This window comes from Flammeovirga yaeyamensis (assembly GCF_018736045.1).
Classification (GTDB): Bacteria; Bacteroidota; Bacteroidia; order Cytophagales; family Flammeovirgaceae; genus Flammeovirga; species Flammeovirga yaeyamensis.
Window position 1 is genome coordinate 1,377,133 of the sequence record NZ_CP076133.1, and the last position, 20,030, is coordinate 1,397,162.

Sequence of the window (20,030 nt, forward strand, 5' to 3'; positions counted from 1 at the left end):
TTATAAAATGTAAAAACATTGATTTGGATCACATTAATCGCTTATTTAAGGGAAACTAATTATTCTCATGCTTACAAATTCTATAATCTTTCAACAATCGAAGACATTTATAAATCTATCTGAAATTCATACAGATGCTGAGCTACATATTTGGGCATTATATTTTGACTTTCAAAATTTAGTAAATAATAATGATGACCTACCGGATATACATGTTTTTCTTACTTCAAGTTTTCGAAATGACTTTTTAGTCAGCATAGAACGGAATGAATATATAGTGAATGATCCTCGATTACTAAAAGCCGAATTAAAAACTACGCAGTGGGAGTATTTAATTGACAAATTAGATTCTTATTCTCAATTAAAAACAGAGGAAAAAACTAGATTATTTAAAGTATTAATAAGGCTATGTTTTTATTCCCTTATTCTTGAACTTTCGAACTCAGATAAAAATTGTACTGATGATAACTTTAATTATGAAATACTTTTAGCGAAGTATATGCTGAATATGGAAGAAGAACATTCATTCAGTATAAAAGAACTAATTGAATATGCCTTAAACATTAAAGGCCCCTCAGAAATTAAAGTAAAACTATGGTATTTGGTCTGTCAGTATTATGTAAAAATGGATCATCAATTAGAAAAATTACAACATTATATCAAGTTGTATGAAATTTCTGTTGTTGAACTAGAAGGCACACTAAGTAAAAATAAATCCTTGGAGTTGAATAGTCGTTTTCATAGAATGAATGCTTTTGTTCCTCAATTGAATGAAGACATGGAAGGTATGTCAGTTCAAATGAATTTGTGTGAAAACTTGGCCTTAAAAATTCGATGTAATAATTCTACAGAAGAAGTCCTCAAAAGATCTATTTTATTTCCAATTTTTGAAAGCAGAGTTAAAGAATATTTAATTCGAAATGACTTAGACAGAAGTATTGTTTTTGCAGAAAAACTAATTGATCTCCAACCCAATTCTGGAGTTGGACACATGTTATTAGGCCAACTGTATGCTGAAAAGGAGCAATATACATTATCTAAAAATGCTTATTTAAAATCTGCTCGATTATCACCTTTAACTGCTGAAATAGCCTATTTTATGGCAGGGCAATGTGCCCAACAGCTCAATGAATACGAAGAAGCGATTACCTATTATACTACTTCTTTAACTTTTGATCCAGAAGGATATGCGAACTATGAATGTTTAATAGAATTGTCCAAAGAAATAGAGGATTCGGCTCTAGAACATTGGGCAGAAGAAGCTTTGAAAGCTTTAGAGGTTGAAGAAGAAAAAGAAGAAAAAACATTACCCTATCAGGAGGCAATGTTTAAAGAATAAAAAAGAAGGAAAATCCTTCTCCTCTTAGGAGTTAATTTTTAAATCTAAATTTTAACAATGATGAAAAAGTTCAAATCAAAAAGTAAAATGAAAAATAAAAAATTTTGGTAAAACCATAAGTCAATCACTATGAAAAAGTTTAAAACAACTGCTGCCAAAAACAAAAAGATTGTTTGGTAAAATTTAGAGTGCTAATGAAAACTTTTAGATCAAAATCCAACAAACTAAAGAAGATTCTTTGGTAAATTTCACAACTCAATTTATCACTAATTAAATTTAAATCACTATGAAAAAATTTAAAACCACTACAAAGAAGACAACAAAAAAGTTATGGTAACATCCACTTTTTTATAACTGAAAAGGCTATTTCAAAATGTATTGAGATAGCCTTTATTTTTGTGAATTATAATAACAATTTTGAAACCTTAGTCTGTATTGCATAACTTCACAGAAGTAATGTTACCATATTAAATGAAATCAAAATCAAATTCTAATAACATCTTAAGTGGGGACGAAATAAACCCTTTTAGCTATTTTGAAGTGCTAAAAGAAAAATTTGGTGGGTCCCTAAAAGATGATGAATATACATTAGATCATCCAGAAGTAGGGTTGGTGAAAAGTATCTTTTATCAATACCTTCCGGATATGTATTGTGGGGTAACTACATTGCATTTAAAAAAACGATTTACTTTTCAGAATACAACTCAGAGTAAGAACAAATTTATTAGCTTAAGAATAGGTAAAAGTGGTGACTTTACTTCTGAAAATAAAGAGAAAGCCACTTTTAAAAATGCAATGTACCTCTACAACAGTCAACAGAATTTCTCTATTGATTACCCAGAAGATCAAAATATCCGATGGTACTTTGTTCGCTTCCCTGTAGAGGTTTATTATCTTTTTGCTGATGAACACGATAGTAAACTAAAGGAATTGATCAACCAAGATAACGCATGGTTTTACTATGCACCTCTTTCGCCTGCTTTGGATGAAATTTTACAAGCCTTGGATCAATGCATGGAAGATGAACATTCTAGAAGAGGAATGCTTTTATCGAAAGTGATTGAGATTTTTGTGGTCCTTAAAAATGAAACCATTGCTAATAATTATAAGAACATTGTATATGGCGTACAAGCGGAGGACTTGAATGTAATGCTAAAGATTAAAGATGATATTTTGAATGATTTTAAGAGAATACCCGATGTTCAAAAAATCGCTAAAGAGTATGGAATGAGTGAGTCTAAATTGCAACGAACCTTTAAAAAGGTGTTTAAAATGCCACTTCTTAAATATTATAATGATCAAAGACAAATTGAGGCCAAGAAGCTTGTAATGTATTCGGAAAAAGATTTAGGTCAGATAAGTTTTGAATTAGGATTTACTGATCTATCACATTTTAGTAAGCGATATACCAAATACCATGGAGAACAACCTTCTGTAACAAGGAAAAAGTCAGCAGAAAATCCACTGACTTTTTGATAACTAATAAATGATCTCTTTATTACTTACTCATTACCTTATTCTTATATTCGTCAATTAATTCTAAAGTAACAGACTTTAGTATTCCCGTATATTTTGATGTTTTCACAGAGTACTTATCCGTTACTGAAGTACCAGAATCTTTACCAACATCTAATGTTTCATCTAAAGAATATAAGTTAGGAACTGTTTTTTCTACTATACCCATACCAATTTTCTTTCCGTCAGCATAAAGTGTTACTGTAGAACCAGTGTATGGTTTTTTCTCGTCCATAATCACTTTCGCTGTAATATTTTTAGTTCCTGCTGGCACTTTTACAGAAGATTTGATGGATGTTTTATCAACCGCATTACAGTACTCATAGTACGCATAACCTGATTTATCCACTCTTAGTACAAAACCTGCAAATCGACCTCCTTGAGTGATAAGCACCCCTTGATCACCTTTTTTATAACCTTCCAATTTGGCTTCTAATGTGTGAGATACAAACTTTGTAAAAGGGGTAGCACCTTCTGGAAGTCTTAAACCATTTGGATATTTAAATGTAGTCTGACCTGCAGTTAAAGATGGACGGAAAGTACTTCTAAAACGTTCAGCCCTACGATCATCAATTGGTAATGCATTGGCTTTTGCTGCCTCAGCAAAGAATAAATACTTCATGTATTCTAATTTCTCTGGCATTTCTTCAGCCATGTTACGTGATTGTGAGAAATCAGATCGTAGATCATACAGTTCCCAATCCATTTCAGTGATTGCTCTTTCGTCAGGAGCAATTTGCCAAGGGATCGTCTTTATGGCACCTGCCCACCAACCATCGTGATAGATACCAAGGTTGCCAAAGATCTCAAAGTATTGAGTAGTGTGTAGTTCTGAAGCTTCAGCATCATCAAAAGAGTACACTAAAGATTCACCGTCTAAAGGAACCTGAGTGTGTCCATCTATTGCCTCTGGCATTTCTAGACCTGCCACTTCTAAAATTGTTGGTGCGATATCAGTAACATGAGAGAATTGTGATCTCACTTCACCTCTTGCATCAATTCCATTTGGATAAGAGATAGCCATTGCATTTCTAACACCACCTAAGTGTGAAGCAATTTGCTTTGTCCATTGATAAGGCGAGTTCACTGCCCAAGCCCAAGCTGCAGGCATATGGTTAAAGTAGTCTTCAGTTCCTAAACGGTTAGTTTTAACTGCGGCAACTTTGTCTTCCCACTTTTCAGGAATACCATTAAAGAATGCCATTTCGTTTAATAAACCTTCTTGGCCGCCTTCAGCAGAGGCACCATTATCACCAGCAATGTAGATAAAAATAGTATTGTCCATTTTACCCATTTCTTCTACAGCATCATAAATTCTTTTGATTTGAACGTCTGTATGCTCAGTAAAACCAGCGAATACTTCCATCATTCGAGCATAGACCATTCTTTGCTCATCCGTTAAACTATCCCAAGCCGGTAAAGATTCAGGACGTGGAGTCAACTTTGTATCTGCAGGAATAATTCCTTTCGCTTTCATATTATTGAAAGCCTTTTCTCTATATACATCCCAACCTTCATCAAACTGACCTTTATATTTTTCGATATATTCAGCAGGTGCTTGGTGAGGAGCATGTACAGCACCTGGTGAGAAATAAACAAAGAATGGTTTGTCTGGAGCAACAGCATTCACCGATTGAATGTAGTTAATCGCCTTATCCGCCATGTCTGTAGTTAAGTGATATTCCGAACCATCTGCATTTGTTTCAGGAGCAGAAATTCTCTTTCTATCTTCTACCAAGGCAGGGTGGAATTGATCCGTATCACCACCTAAGAAACCATAGAAATAGTCAAAACCTAAATCGTTTGGCCAACGATCGAATGGACCTGTAAATGATGCTTCCCAGTCAGGGACATTATGGTTCTTACCATACCAAGAAGTAGAATAACCTTTTTGTTGTAATACTTTAGCCACTGAACCCACTTCTTGAGGGAGTGCCATAGTATAACCATCATTACCAGTACCCAATTCCATGATAGCACCTGTTTCTGCTTTATGGTGATTTCTACCAGTAAGCAAGGCTGCTCTTGTTGGCGAACATAATGCAGTAGTATGGAATCTTGAATACGTTAGACCTTTATCCGCAATTTCATCGAAAGCAGGAGTTTCGATCTGACCACCCATGTGACCCATTTGAGCATATCCCACATCATCTAATAAAATTAAGACAATGTTTGGAGCATCCTCTAGGTTATTTTCTCTAAAATTAAGTTGTTTTGGCGCCGAATCTTTCGATTCGTGAACAGTTAGTCCTTTTACTTCTTGTGCTTGTGCCATAAAAGGCATGGCAACAGATAGTAAAGCAATACTTATCTTTTTTCGTAAATTCATTTTGTAAACTGTTTTTGTTTGTAATACCTTACAAAGGTGGATAGTTTACCATATGATTTGTTTGAATAAAAAAGGATAATATTTGTATGAAACGGGCAAAATATAGAAGTTTATCCATTTTATCCGTTTTTATTGTATTGTTATGTACAAATGGTATTCGTGTTATTTCATTTAAAATCAGAATGATTTTACATTAATCTATACAATCATTTGATGATAATAACATTCAGTAAAGGATTTTTATCCTAATAAATAATGGAAGAGAAAATAATAATAATTGATACGGATGAAGTTAATCCTAAATCCTATTATGCAACTTTAGAAGAGAATTTTGGGGCAGTAATAGATGGCAATAATATCTATTTAGATAATAATCAATATGGTATGTTGAAATCCTTTTATTGCGAATATTTTCCAGGCCTAATCTGTGGTACAACAACAATGAAAGCTAATGTACCTGTTCGTATAGTTAATCGAACGAATAAAAAAGATAAGTATGTAAGTATCAGAATAGGAAAATCTGGAGACTTTACATCAGAATCAAAAAAAAGCTCCAAGAACATTACTGCTTTATATGTTTACAATAGTAATCAGGAATTTTATATTGATTATCCTGTGAATCAAACAATAAGGTGGTATTATATCAGAATACCTGTACATCTTATTTATAATTTTATTGATACCACCAACGAAGATTTATTACAATTAGTAAAAAAAGAAGAGGCATGGTTTTATTTCTCTGAAATCACCTCAGAATTTGATAAAATAATTGCAGAATTGGATGATCAAATTCAAGATCCTGTAGTTAAAAGAGGAATACTGTTTTCTAAAATGATAGAAGTATTGACCATTCTTCAGAAGCAATCTTCTAATAATGGCCTTGATAATGTTGTCTATGGAGTACATAATGACGATTTAAACTTAATGTTTAAGATTAGAGACGAGATACTAGATGATTACAAATTGATTCCAGACCTACAACAGCTTACCAAAAAATATGGAATGAGTGAGTCTAAATTGCAGAGAACATTCAAAAAGGTTTTTAAGAAGCCTATCTTGAAATTTTTCAATCATCAAAGACTAGATGAAACAAGGAAATTGGTGGTTTCTACTCAAATAGATTTATTAGAAATAGCACTTGATTTTGGGTATACTGATTTGACACACTTCAGTAAACGTTATCATCAATATTTTGGAGAAAGACCTTCTATAACACGAAAAAAGTCAGGAGAAAACCTCCTGACTTCGTAGTTCATTTATCTGATAGAAACACAATTATTTTGCGTTTGCCTCATTTCCATATTCATTGATAAAAGATACTTTTACCATTTTAAGAAGACCAGAATAATCTGAGCCTTTTACAGAATAATTATTTGTTACAGGAGTACCTGTATCTTGTCCGATATCCATAGTTTCGTCCAATGAGAATAAGTTAGGGATGGTTTTTTCAACACGTCCTTCACCAATTTTCTTGCCGTCAGCATAGATTTTAATTGTTGATGCTGTATATGGCTTCTTATCGTCCATAACTACTTTAGTAGTTACATTTTTAGTTCCAGCAGGAATCTTAGCAGTTGTTTTAATGCTATAAACATCAGAAGTATTGCTGTATTCATAATAAACATAACCTGCTTTATCTACTCTTACAACGAAACCACCAAAACGACCACCTTGAGTAATAAGTACCCCTTGATCACCTTTTTTGTAACCTTCTAACTGTGCGTCCATTGTATGAGAGATGAACTTAAGGAAAGGTGTTGCACCTTCTGGCAATCTTAATCCGTTTGGGTAGTTGAATACAGTTTGACCTGCAGTTAAAGATGGACGGTAAGAACTTCTGAAACGCTCTGTTCTACGATCATCAATAGGAAGGGCATTGGCTTTAGAAGCTTCAGCAAAGAATAAATATTTCATATATTCTAATTTTTCTGGCATCTCCTCAGCAAGGTCTCTCGACTGAGAGAAATCTTCACTTAAGTTATACAGTTCCCATTTCATGTCAGTAATTTCAACATGTGCTGTAGATCCTGACACCCAAGGGATGTTTCTCATTGCACCTGCCCACCATCCATCGTGGTAGATACCCATATTACCACCGATTTCAAAATATTGAGTGGTATGTGTTTCTGGAGCTTCTTCGTTATCGAATGAATACACCATAGAAGTACCGTCAATTGGAGTTTGTGTGTATCCATCAATTTCTTTTGGCATTTCTAAACCAGCTACTTCAAGAATGGTTGGTGCGATATCAGTAATATGAGTAAACTGACTTCTTACTTCTCCTCTTGATTCAATTCCGTTAGGATATGAGATTGTCATTGCATTTCTTACGCCTCCTAAGTGAGAAGCAATTTGTTTTGTCCATTGGTAAGGAGAGTTAACCGCCCATGCCCAAGCTGCAGGCATGTGGTTAAAGTAATCTTCAGTACCTAAACGGTTTGATTTTACTGCCGCTACTTTATCTTCCCATTTTTCTGGCATTCCATTAAAGAATGTCATTTCATTTAGCATACCCTCTTGGCCACCTTCTGCAGAACCACCATTATCACCAGCAATGTAAATAAAGATCGTATTGTCTAATTTACCCATCTCGCCAATGGCATCGTATAATCTTTTGATTTGAACGTCTGTATGCTCTGTAAATCCAGCAAAAACTTCCATCATACGAGCATACACCATTTTTTGCTCTTCGTTTAGGCTATCCCACGCAGGTAATGATTCTGGACGTGGTGTTAATTCAGAATCAGCAGGAATCAAACCTTTTGATTTCATATTATTAAAGGCTTGCTCTCTATATACATCCCATCCAGAATCGAATTTTCCTTTATATTTTTCTACATATTCTGCTGGAGCTTGGTGAGGAGCATGAGCAGCACCAGGTGCAAAATATACAAAGAAAGGCTTATCTGGAGCCACAGCATTCACTGATTGAACATAGTTAATGGCCTGGTCTGCCATATCAGTTGTTAAGTGGTAGGGTGATCCATCTGCATTCGTTTCTGGAGCAACTATTCTTTTTCTATCTTCTACTAAGGCAGGGTGGTATTGATCCGTGTCCCCTCCAATAAATCCATAGAAATAATCAAAACCTAATTCATTAGGCCAGCGGTTAAATGGTCCTGTAAATGAAGCTTCCCAGTTAGGTACGTTATGGTTCTTGCCGTACCAAGAAGTAGAGTATCCTTTCTCCTGAAGTACTTTTGCGAACGATCCCACTTCACCAGGAATTTCTGTAGTGTAACCAGAGTTACCAGTACCTAATTCCATAATAATACCTGTTTCGGCAGTATGGTGATTTCTACCAGTAAGCAATGCAGCTCTTGTAGGAGAACATAAAGCTGTAGTATGGAATCTAGAATACGTTAATCCTTTATCTGCAATCTGGTCGAAAGCAGGTGTTTCTATCTGACCACCCATATGTCCCATTTGAGCATATCCAACGTCATCTAATAATACTAAGACGATATTGGGAGCCTCGTCTAATTTATTTGCTCTGAAATTTAGTTGTTTGGTAGGAGAGTCTTCCGACTCATGAACAGTAAGTCCTTTTACAGTTTGAGCTTGTACTGCTACAGGCAAAAGTGCTGATAGCAATGCAATCCTAATTTTCTTTCGTAAGTTCATTTGATAACAATTTCGTAAATAATACTCTACAAATGTCTAATCAAATACTTGTTTTTTGGTAGCACAAAAAAGGAAATGTAATGGTACAAAACAGTCAATATAACAATCTTACTGAACTAATTTAAGAATAATGTATGTTGTATTGTACCATAAAAAAGTATCTAAATCACCTTGCTTACTTTTTAGATAGTCTCATTTCGATTTATAAATAGGGACTGGTAAAATAAGTATAAAATAAAATGATCATGCAATCCTTTGCATTGTTGAATGAGTATCACATGAGTAGCTTTGAGTACACTTTTAGATCAAAGGTGTAAAATAGTATTCTTGATAAATAGAAATTAGATTATTGAACTTCTTCATCTTATTAAGGTGAAGAAGTTTTTAATATTTGTAAAATCAATACAAAATTTAGTAAACTAATTTAAATATCGATAAACTAATTTCAAACCGTTAAAAAACAATTTATATTGCTGCTACTAAAAGTAATGTCAATAATGAAATGAATTGTAATTGCTTTAAATAACTATTCTCTCTGTATAAAATGAAAACTTTTTCATTCGATATAGGGCTAAATAAGAACAACTTAACAATTTCTATTATCAATTATTACTAAATATGAAACCAAACAGACGAGTTAAATTATCTGATTTGGCAAAACAACTAGGTTTAAGTACTTCAACGGTTTCGAGAGCGCTAAACGATCATCCTAAAATTCCTCATGAAACAAAACGAAGAGTTAAACAACTAGCGAATGATTTGTCATACCATCCAAACCCCTTTGCCAAAGGGCTATTACAAAAGAAAACTAAAACTATAGGTGTTTTACTCCCTTCTTTTAAAATGTCTTTTTTCGTATCAATTATTGAATGTCTTCAGCAGGAACTAAAACTAAAAGGTTACAAACTAATTGTATCTTCTTTTGGACCTAGTTTAAAAGAAGAGAAAGAAGCTTTTTGGGAAATGGCCAAAGCGCATGTCGATGGAATAATTGCCATTCCTAATAACGATCACGAAGATCCTACATTTTTAAACAACATTATTGATGAAGGTATTCCCATTTTATTTATTGACCGAATTATCGACTCACTAGATGCCAATTTTGTGGTCACAGATGATTTCAATGGCATGTTTGAGGCGGTCGACTATTTAATTGATAAGGGAAGGAGAAAAATTATTCATCTGGAAGGACCTGATGAATTATCTACTAGTTTTTTTAGGCTTCAAGGATACAAAGAAGCATTACGTTCCAAACAAATCGAGATTGATAAAAGATTAATAATACCTTGTCAATCTAAAGAAGAAGTGATACAGAAATTACAATCTGTTGATGTAGAATTTGATGCTATTACTTGTTTTAACGATTACTATGCTTTTGAAGCACTGCAATTTTTAAAGTCAAAAAATATCAGAGTTCCTGATGATGTATGTCTTATTGGTTTTTCAGATGAGCCTATTTGTCAATATACCACTCCTCAGATGAGTTCAGTAATCCAACCGACTTCATTATTTGGTAAAAAAGCCGTAGAACTTATCCTTCACGAAATACAACAACTTCAAAATAATAAAGCCATAGATTTTGATATCTATAAGATCAAAACACAGCTTCAGTTAAGGCAAAGTTGTTTGTCGGTTTAATCTTGTATTGCCGATAATTGCATAATTAAAAACTAGAAAGCACCTATTTCCAAAGAAATACGGTGCTTTTTTGTGCCTATTTGTTTGATGCGTGCAAAAACGTGCAAACGTTTGCATGGATTATTTTAAGTGTAACATATACTTTTGTCTCATCAACTATTCAATAAACCAAATAAAGTATGAGAAAACGTGAATTACTTTTTATTCGAATACTGTTTCTAACAGTATTCACATTCGGTGCAATAGACGCTTTTGCGCAGTCTAGAACCATTACTGGTACTATTCATGATGAGAACAACGAACCTTTGATTGGCGCAAACATCCTAATAGAAGGAACAACAAATGGTACAATTGCCGATTTCGACGGTAAATATCATTTAGAAATTCCTGAAGGGACAAATAATATCGTTGTTAGTTTTGTAGGATATTTATCTCAGACAATTGCGATAGGAACAAGATCTGTCATCGATGTAGTTCTTGAAGCAGATGCAGAACAACTAGAGGAAGTAATAGTTGTTGGTTATGGAACTCAAGAAAAAGTAAACGTAACAGGATCGGTTGCACAAGTAGATTCAGAAGTTCTAAGTGCAGTACCTACACCAGATGCAATTGGCGCTTTACAAGGACGTATAGCAGGTGTAACAGTAAATCCAGGTCAGGGTCCAGGAGCAACACCAACAATTAGAGTTCGTGGTGTTACCTCAATGTCAGGTTCTAACGATCCTCTAATCGTAATCGATGGTATTCCATCAACAGTAGAGAACTTTGCCACTTTAGCGAATTCAGATATTGAAACTATATCAGTATTGAAGGATGCAGCATCTGCTTCTATTTATGGTGCTCGTGCAGCAGCAGGTGTAATATTAGTAACTACTAAGAGAGGTAAAACGGGTGAGCCAACGGTAACTTATGATGGTTATGTTGCGATGCAATCTATGACGACCACTCCTAATTACATGAATTCACTTCAGTATATGGAAGCAGTAAACAGAGGTTTTACAGCACAAGGTGGTAACGAATTCTATACAGAACAACACTTCGAAACAGTAAGAAACGGAGGTGACCATTTGATGGGTCAATTCGATTGGTGGGATGCAGTATATAGAGATAATGCTCCTCAACAATCGCATTATGTGAACGTAACAGGTGGTACAGAGAAAACAAAGTATTTGGCCTCTGTAGGGTACATGGACCAACAAGGTTTCTACCAAACGGAAAACTACTTTAAGCGTTACAACACACGTTTAAATATTACAACGGAGTTGAGTAAACGTTTAAAAGCAACTGCTCAGATGAACTTCACTCGCCAAGAACAACAAGATACTGGTGATGCATGGAGAGCAACACAAGCCTTAGCAATGGTTCCATTGAACCCGATTTATAATCAAGACGGTACTTATAACATTACTCGTCCAGTAGATAATACTCGTTTCGAAAATACATTGGCTCACATGAAACTTTCGGATTATATCCGTAAAGTAAACCAATTGCAATCCTTCTTATCATTAGATTATGAAATTGCAAAGAACTTAACAATTACTGGTCGTACCTCAATGAACTTCAGATCTTTTGAGCAAAACCATTTCCAACAAGGATATCAATTTGTTCACTCGCACAACAACGCAGTAGGTCTTAACTTACAAAGTGCAGCAGCTGAAGATTGGAACAACTCAATGCGTGTTGTAAACGATCTAGTAATGAATTACCATGTTGATTTCGGTAAACACCACATTGGTGCATTGGTAGGTATTGCAGAGGAATTCTTTAGAAACGATAGATTGTATGGTCGTCGTGTAAACTTTGCAAACAATCAATTGAGAAAAATTATTGCAGGTGGTCAAGCAGGACAAATTGCTGAATCAAATGCTTATGATTGGGCATTACAGTCACAGTTTGCTCGTATCAATTACGACTACGATAAGAGATACTTATTAGAAGTAAACGTTAGACGAGATGTTTCATCAAGATTCCATAAGGATAATAGAGCAGGCGTATTCCCTTCGGTTTCTGTAGGTTGGAGAATCGCTGAAGAAGATTTCTTCAAGGATAATGTATCAGAAAACTTTATTTCAGATATCAAATTTAGAGGTTCAGTAGGTAGTTTGGGTAATCAAAACATTAATAACTCAGCAGTTACTAACTTATACTACCCATATATGGGTGTAATTTCGGCAGCAGATTATCCTTACAACAACGAATTGGTAATGGGTAAAGCACAGAACGAAATGCCTGTTCCTGGTTTGAAATGGGAGACAACAGTTACTTATAACGCAGGTATTGATATTGACTTCCTTGATGGTAAGTTAGGTACTAGCTTCGATTACTTTAAGAAAATTACAAGTGATATGTTATTGCCACTTCCTATGTCAGCAGTTGGTGGTTTAGGTAACCCTTGGGAAAATGCAGCGACATTAGAGAATACAGGATGGGAATTTGATATTCGCTATAGCAACACTACTAAAAGTGGATTTACTTATGGTATTGGTGCCAATATTTCTCACTTCACCAACGTGTTAACTGATTTAGCAGGAGGATTTAGTGAGTACTCTAATCAATTCCGTGAAGGTGATCCGATTGGTACCATCTACGGTTATAGAACAAAAGGTATCTACAGAGATCAAGCACATGTTGATGCTGATAATGCCAAGTTAGCAGATGCAAGCTTGAAAAACGGTGTCGCTCAAACAAGAAACGTGATGTTAGGTGATTTGATTTATGAAGATATCAATGGTGACGGTATTATCAATCACGAGGATATGGTAGCAATTGGTAACACACTTCCTAAATATCAGTTCGGTATTACATTCGATTTTGCTTATAAGAACTTCGATTTATCAATGTTCTGGCAAGGTGCAGCAGATATTGATGGTTATGTAGGTTACAATGTATTTGCAGGAAACAAAGATTCCAACTTACGTGATTTCTATACTGATGCTTACCACCCGGACTTAAATCCAAACGGAGCGTATCCAAGATTCTCTCCAGATGAAAACTCACAAAACCATGAGGTGAATGATTTTTGGGTACAAAGTGCATCTTACTTACGTTTGAAAAACTTACAGATTGGTTACTCTTTACCTCAAAAAGTTACTGATCAATTGAAAATCGGCAAAGCCCGTGTTTACTTATCAGGTCAAAACTTGTTGACATTCACAAACTTTGATGAAGGATTCGATCCTGAAGTAGTAGCTCCAATGAATCAAGATGGTTCATTTGAAGTAGGTGATGTGAGACCATCGTTTATGCCTACAGTTAGAGTCGTATCAGCAGGTCTACAAGTAACTTTCTAAATTAAGCACAAATATGAAAAAGATATTAATCGCGTTAATCGCATTTATTGGAATAAATTCGGGATGTTCTAATTTGGATCTACTCCCACACGATGATCTTGTAGATGATTCTTTCTGGCAGTCAGAAGAAGATTTACAAATGGCAGTAAACGGATGCTATCAATTTAGTGATGGTAGACAAGCAGATATTTTCTGGGTAGCTCAACAAGATAGAAATCTAGATCATCAGTTGGATCTTGTAAATGGAGGTATGAGTGGTTCGGAAGGTATTTGCTTCGGAACTGCGAATGCCGGTAATTCTTATGTGAGTATTGTTTGGGGAAACATTTATAAAGGCTTACGTCGTTGTAATAACTATTACGAAAAAACGCAAGAGGCTATAGAAACTGGTAAAGTTGAAATGTCTGATAACATTAAGCACATGAATGGTCAAGTGAGAATTATCAGAGCAGCTCAATACTTTAAATTGGCAAGTTTCTGGGGAGATGTACCAATGCCATTAAAAACGTTATCAAGAGATGAGGCGAATACAATTCTTCAAACTTCTCAATCGGAAATTTTCGAATTTGTAGAATCAGAATTATTAACTGCCGCAGAAGAGTTAGAAGGTTTCTCAAGTACAGTAAACGCTTATCAATCAACTGCCGCTTATGCTTACCTAGTTCGTTTGTATATGATGCAAAAGGAATGGTCTAAAGTGGAGACAATGGCAAGAAAGATCTTTGATTCTGGTAAACACGCTTTATATACAACAGGAAATCCATCTTTAGATTATTGGGATCTTTTCACTCCAAAAGCGAATAACAATACAGAAGCAATTGTAGCACACAACTTCACAAATAACACTTGGGATTACTCGCATAATACTTTCGAAGTAACTTCAATGTGGGAGTTAGCGGTACCTTCATTACGTTTAACTGATCTTTACTGGAATGATAAAGGACAGGTGATTAAGTGGGTAGACCAAGACAATAATGTTTTAACGCCAAGATTTAAAGAAGACGAGATCTTATCTGCAGCTTATGGTGAGGAAGTACGTGTGATTCAAGACGGTGTAATTTATACTTATCCAGATGATGTAGATGAGCATATTGGTCAGTTTGAAGTGTTAGAAGCCAACAGAGATCCTCGTTATGGACAAACGTTCGCTCCGTTTAACGGATGGGATGGTGCATTCTGGAGCTCAGGAAATAGATACTCTTCGAACTTCATGAGAACAATCTTTATTAAAGGTTATGATGATGAAAACGAGATCAATTACTATAACAATAACCAAATGCACGTGATTCGTTTAGCTGAAATCTACCTTTCATTGGCAGAAGCATTAAACGAACAAGGTAGACCAGGAGAAGCTGTTCAGTATGTAAACATGATCAGAGACCGTGTTGGAATGGTACATGCTCCAACTTCTAGTGTGGAAGCGACTAGAGAGTTAATTCGTAGAGAAAGACAAATCGAGTTCTGTCACGAAAGCGTACTTTACTTCGATTACTTAAGATGGGATGCTTTGGATGGTACATCGAAAAACTTCTGGGAAGAAACAACAAGAAGAGACTATGCACCGGGTGCATCGACGAACTTCCCTGAAGGATATACTTCAAGAGATTTAGATCCAAGTATTGCCATTGAAGCAGAAAAGATTGCTGAAGGACACAACAGAGTTGTTCAAATCTTTAATAGAAATTCTAATAACGCAGTAGGTAAAATCTGGAACCCAAGAAATCACAAGTGGCCAATTCCACAAAGTGAGGTACAGATCAATACAAACCTAATTCAGAACCCAGGTTACTAGAAATAATGAATATGGTTATGGATAGCAATATCCATAACCATGTTTTAAACCATTGAAATGAACTACATAAATATCAATTAATAAGTATGATTAAATAGGTACTAATATTTTATGATTTAGAGAGTAAGGTTTATTAAGATTCTTTTAGCCTTGATTATGAATCACTTCAATAGTTAGGGGAAATTAAAAAAAGGTGATGAGATATGAATCTAACAAACATGTTTATCTTAACGGTAAAATTTACGTTTTAAGCGACGAACTAAATCTAAAAAATAAGCTCTAAATAGAAATGAAAAAATTAACGATTGTATTTTTTGTACTTGCCTTTATGGCTTGTAATCAAAATGAGAAATGGAAAGACAGTAGCCTACCAGCAGAAGAAAGAGCGGAGGCACTCATCAAAGAAATGACACTTCAGGAAAAAGTTCGTCAGATGAATATGACCAGAGGGGATTATTTAAAGACGGACGACAAAATGGATGAAGAAAAAATCAAACAACAAATTGGTACCATTGGACTGGGTTCGATTCATGATTTTTACCCTAAGACAGCCGAAGAATATAATGTAGTACAAAGACATACCATAGAGAATTCAAGATTACATATTCCTGTAATGTTGATGGAAGAAATGTTGCACGGCTACCATACTGATGGTGCAACAGTATTTCCGATGCCTTTAGCAATGGGTGCTTCTTGGAATAAAGAATTAATGCACTCCGTAGGTAAAGTTATTGGTACTGAAGCCAGAGTAAACGGTGCACATGTTGCCTTAGGACCAACATTAGGTATCGCAAGAGAACCAAGATGGGGACGTGTTGCAGAGTTGTATTCAGAAGATACGCACTTGGCAACAGAAATGGGTTATAACCTTATAGTAGGAATGGGTGGTCAAGATCCATCATCTCCATTTTCTATGATTGCCGGACCAAAACACTTCGCAGTGCACTCGGCACCCATAACAGGATCAAATGCTTCTCCGGTTTTGTTAGGAGAAAGAACATCGAGAACTGACTTTTTACCAGTTTTTGAAAAAGCCGTAAAAGAAGGCGGTGCTTTAAACTTGATGTCGAGTTATTCTGAATTGGACGGTGTACCATGTACTGGTAACAAATGGTTATTAACTGATGTGATCAGAGGTGAATGGGATTTTAAAGGTTTCACAGTATCTGATTTAGGGGCGATGCGTTTCTTATGGAATGTTCATCACTATGCTGAAAACCCAAGAGATGCCATTAAAAAAGCAACTGAGGCAGGGTTAGATATGCAGTTCTATGATTTTCCTGATAGTATGTATCAAGCCACTTTGGTCGATTTAGTAGAATCGGGAGAAATGGAGGAGAAGTATATCGATAGAGCTGTAAAAGGCATTCTTTACACTAAGTTTGTTTTGGGACTATTCGAAAATCCTTATATCACCCAAGATAGAATTGACAAATACTATCACAGTAAAGAAAACCAAAAAGTAGCTTACGATATCGCTTCGGAATCTATCGTTCTATTAGAGAATGACGGTATCCTTCCTTTAGAGAAGAACAAGCATAAAAAAATAGCAGTATTAGGTCCGTTAGCTGCAGAGGCAGAACTAGGTGGTTACACTCACGCATCAGCAGAAGGGGTATCTATTCTAGAAGGATTAAAGAAGGCTTCTCCTAACACTACGTTTACGTATGAAAAAGCAGCCAATATTGTAGAAAGAGGTACAGCTATTCAGCCTAAATATTTATTCCATGATAACGGAAAGAAAGGACTAAAAGCTTCTTTCTATAACAATATGGAATTGAAAGGTGAGCCGGTATTGGAAATGATTCATGATAATATTGATTTTGAATGGCCTTGGAATCCTTATCCTGGTGTAGAAGACGATTTCTTCTCAGTGCGTTGGGAAGGATATATCAAAACTGATGTTGATGTGAAAGGTTGGGTAGGAACGACTAGTGATGATGGAGCTAGAATTTATATAAATGATGAATTAGTATTGGACGCGTGGGCAGGAAGCACGCCTATTAAAAAAGCTCCATATGAGTTCAAAAAAGGAAAAAAATATAAACTAAAGTACGAATATTACGATAACCAATGGCATGCAACAGCCTCTCTGAGATGGTCAAAAAAAGACAATGGTATTCAGAATGCAGTACGTTTAGCAAAAGAAGCGGAGTTATCGATTATTGTTGTGGGAGAAAATACCAAAACAGTTAACGAAAACAGAGATGTAGCACACTTGGGTCTTTCTGGTAATCAATTAGAAATGATTCAGGCTGTAGCCAAAGTGGGTAAACCTTATGTGGTAGTATTGCAAAATGGTCGTCCGTTATCTACCAATTGGGTATCAAAAAATGCGAATGCTTTGGTAGAAGGTTGGTTTGCAGGCGAGCAAGGAGGTTATGCTATTGCTGATATGTTATTTGGTGAAGTGAATCCATCGGGTAAAATGCCAATTTCTGTGGCAAAATCAGTGGGACAATTACCAGTATATTATAACCAAAAGCCTACAACTATCTATAGATATGTAGATGAAGACGATAAGCGTTTGTACAACTTTGGTTATGGTCTAAGTTATTCATCATTTGAATATGGTGAACCAAAAGTATCAGTAAATGAAAACAACGGAGATTTTAAGGTGACAGTTTCTGTTGATGTGAAAAATACATCAAAAGTAGATGGTAAAGAAACGGTACAACTTTATGTGAGAGACATGATCTCTTCTGTTACTGTACCACCTCTTTCGCTAAAAGCATTTGATAAGAAATTAATAAAAGCAGGGGAAACTATCACTTACTCTTTTGAACTAGGAAAAGAAGATCTAAAACTTTGGAACCAAGACAAAGAATGGGCAGTAGAAGCCGGTCAGTTTAATGCTATGGTCGGCCCATCATCCTCTCAATTACAAACAATCAAATTCGAACTAAATAAATCATACAAGCTGTGAAAAAATCACTAATCTTAATAGCATCACTTTTACTTTCCAATTGGTCTTTGGCACAATGGAAAGGGAAAGAATATGTGGTTGAAAAAGACCCAAAAGTTCAACAAAAACTAGAAGACTGGCAAGATCTTAAATTAGGATTCTTCGTGCACTGGGGAGCCTATTCTGTAGATGGACTTTGCGAATCTTGGCCTATCGTATCCGAGGATGTAGATTGGTTAACTCCCCATGAAGATTTAAATGCTTATAGAAAGTATTATTTCGATTTACCAAAACGATTTAATCCAACGAAGTTCGACCCAACACAATGGGCAGAATTGGCAGAAGATATGGGTGCAAAGTATTTTGTTTTTACGACAAAGCACCACGATGGATTTACCATGTGGGATACAAAACAAACGGATTATAAAATCACAAATCCAGAGTACCCATATGCCAATGCTGAACATGCTGACATTACTAAATCATTATTTGATGCCATGCGTGATAAAGGGATGATGATTGGTGCCTATTTATCAAAACCTGATTGGCATCACCCGTACTACTGGTCTAAATCTTTCCAATCTCCAGGTAGAAATGTGAACTATAAAATCGATAGACACCCAGATTGGTGGAAGAATTTTACAGATTTCTACTTCAATCAGGTAGAGGAATTGATGACCGGTTATGGTGATATCGACATCCTTTGGTTAGATGGTGCTTGGGCAGATAAAAACAATCTACAACAAGACATGAAAATGGACGATGTAGGAGCGATGTGTCGTGAACACCAACCGGGTATCCTTGTGGTTGACCGTTGGGTAGGTGGTCGTTGGGAGAACTATAGAACTCCTGAACAACATATTCCTTCAGAATCGAATCCTATTCCTTGGGAAACTAACTTGACAGTGAACTGCTGTTTCTCTTATCGTTTTGAAGAAAGTGTAGAAACAAACGTGAAAAGTGGTAGAGAGTTAACCCACAAATTTATTGATATTGTATCCAAAGGCGGTAACCTATTGCTAAACTTAGGAGCTTCTCCTGAGGGATGGTTTAATGCAGAAGAAATTAAATCTGTGAAGCAATTAGGTGAGTGGATTCATGCCAATGAAAAAGCAATTTACGGTACTAGAGCAATTGCTCCTTTTGCTGAAGCGAATATACGCTATGCAAAAGAAAAAGAAGGTGATAAAGTATATGCTTATGTTTTACTTCAGGAAGGAGAAAACATGAATAAGGCAATGCTACCAGGTTGTTTAGTAGCAAAAGGTGCTAAAATTAAAGATATCGCCACAGGCAAGTATGTAAAATATTCTCGTCAAGGTAATTCTACACTTATCGATATGCCTAAAAAGTCAGGCGTAGCACAATATGCTATTGCCTTCGAAATCTCTAAAGTTGAGAAAATGGCAGGTAAGAATGTAGGTAAAGATCAAGCAGCCATTGATGCAGAAAATAGAAATTTATAATACAAAATACATTTAAAGAAACCGAGATTTAATTTATTAGATTTATATTTCCTTTATTGAGGCATCTCAATCAATTTTTGATTGAGTTGCCTTTTGGAGTTGAAAACGAAAAATTAAATCTAGAAAAACAGG

Annotated in this window: 10 protein-coding genes; 8 read left to right on the forward strand and 2 right to left on the reverse strand. The window is 35.4% G+C overall.

Annotation, left to right across the window (positions count from 1 at the left end):
* The first annotated feature begins 67 nt into the window (after positions 1–67).
* Both KMW28_RS25360 and KMW28_RS25365 read left to right on the forward strand, forming a co-directional pair.
* A complete protein-coding gene (locus tag KMW28_RS25360; protein WP_169663712.1) occupies positions 68–1,339 on the forward strand; it encodes a tetratricopeptide repeat protein in 1,272 nt (423 codons plus the stop codon).
* A 471-nt stretch (positions 1,340–1,810) separates the two neighbouring features.
* Positions 1,811–2,815, forward strand: a complete 1,005-nt coding sequence (locus KMW28_RS25365; RefSeq protein WP_169663713.1) for a helix-turn-helix domain-containing protein — start codon at positions 1,811–1,813, stop codon at positions 2,813–2,815.
* 22 nt (positions 2,816–2,837) lie between these two features.
* On the opposite strand, the gene KMW28_RS25370 is transcribed toward KMW28_RS25365, so the two are convergent.
* The gene (locus tag KMW28_RS25370) at positions 2,838–5,183 is read right to left on the reverse strand and encodes an arylsulfatase (protein ID WP_169663714.1); all 2,346 of its coding nucleotides are present in this window, start codon (positions 5,181–5,183) and stop codon (positions 2,838–2,840) included.
* 255 nt (positions 5,184–5,438) lie between these two features.
* Between KMW28_RS25370 and KMW28_RS25375 the strand changes: the two genes are divergently transcribed.
* Complete coding sequence (locus KMW28_RS25375) at positions 5,439–6,434, forward strand: helix-turn-helix domain-containing protein (RefSeq protein WP_169663715.1); 996 nt, start codon at positions 5,439–5,441, stop codon at positions 6,432–6,434.
* Positions 6,435–6,458: 24 nt separating this feature from the next.
* Here KMW28_RS25375 and KMW28_RS25380 read toward each other — a convergent pair whose 3' ends face one another.
* Entirely contained in the window at positions 6,459–8,807 is a 2,349-nt protein-coding gene (locus KMW28_RS25380; RefSeq protein WP_169663716.1) for an arylsulfatase, read from the reverse strand.
* A gap of 618 nt (positions 8,808–9,425) precedes the next feature.
* Between KMW28_RS25380 and KMW28_RS25385 the strand changes: the two genes are divergently transcribed.
* The 5 genes from KMW28_RS25385 to KMW28_RS25405 all read left to right on the forward strand — a co-directional run bounded on the left by KMW28_RS25385 (position 9,426) and on the right by KMW28_RS25405 (position 19,898).
* Positions 9,426–10,445 carry a LacI family DNA-binding transcriptional regulator gene (locus KMW28_RS25385; protein WP_169663717.1) on the forward strand — a complete coding sequence of 340 codons (1,020 nt, stop codon included), beginning with the start codon at positions 9,426–9,428 and terminating at the stop codon, positions 10,443–10,445.
* Between the two features lie 179 nt (positions 10,446–10,624).
* Positions 10,625–13,735, forward strand: a complete 3,111-nt coding sequence (locus KMW28_RS25390) for a SusC/RagA family TonB-linked outer membrane protein (RefSeq protein ID WP_169663718.1) — start codon at positions 10,625–10,627, stop codon at positions 13,733–13,735.
* Positions 13,736–13,748: 13 nt separating this feature from the next.
* The gene (locus tag KMW28_RS25395; RefSeq protein ID WP_169663719.1) at positions 13,749–15,527 is read left to right on the forward strand and encodes a RagB/SusD family nutrient uptake outer membrane protein; all 1,779 of its coding nucleotides are present in this window, start codon (positions 13,749–13,751) and stop codon (positions 15,525–15,527) included.
* A 289-nt stretch (positions 15,528–15,816) separates the two neighbouring features.
* Positions 15,817–18,453 carry a glycoside hydrolase family 3 N-terminal domain-containing protein gene (locus KMW28_RS25400; RefSeq protein WP_169663720.1) on the forward strand — a complete coding sequence of 879 codons (2,637 nt, stop codon included), beginning with the start codon at positions 15,817–15,819 and terminating at the stop codon, positions 18,451–18,453.
* Positions 18,450–19,898 (forward strand): alpha-L-fucosidase, encoded by a 1,449-nt coding sequence (locus tag KMW28_RS25405; RefSeq protein WP_169663721.1) that lies wholly within the window; start codon positions 18,450–18,452, stop codon positions 19,896–19,898. Before KMW28_RS25400 ends, KMW28_RS25405 begins: the two co-directional genes overlap by 4 nt.
* Positions 19,899–20,030: the final 132 nt, after the last annotated feature.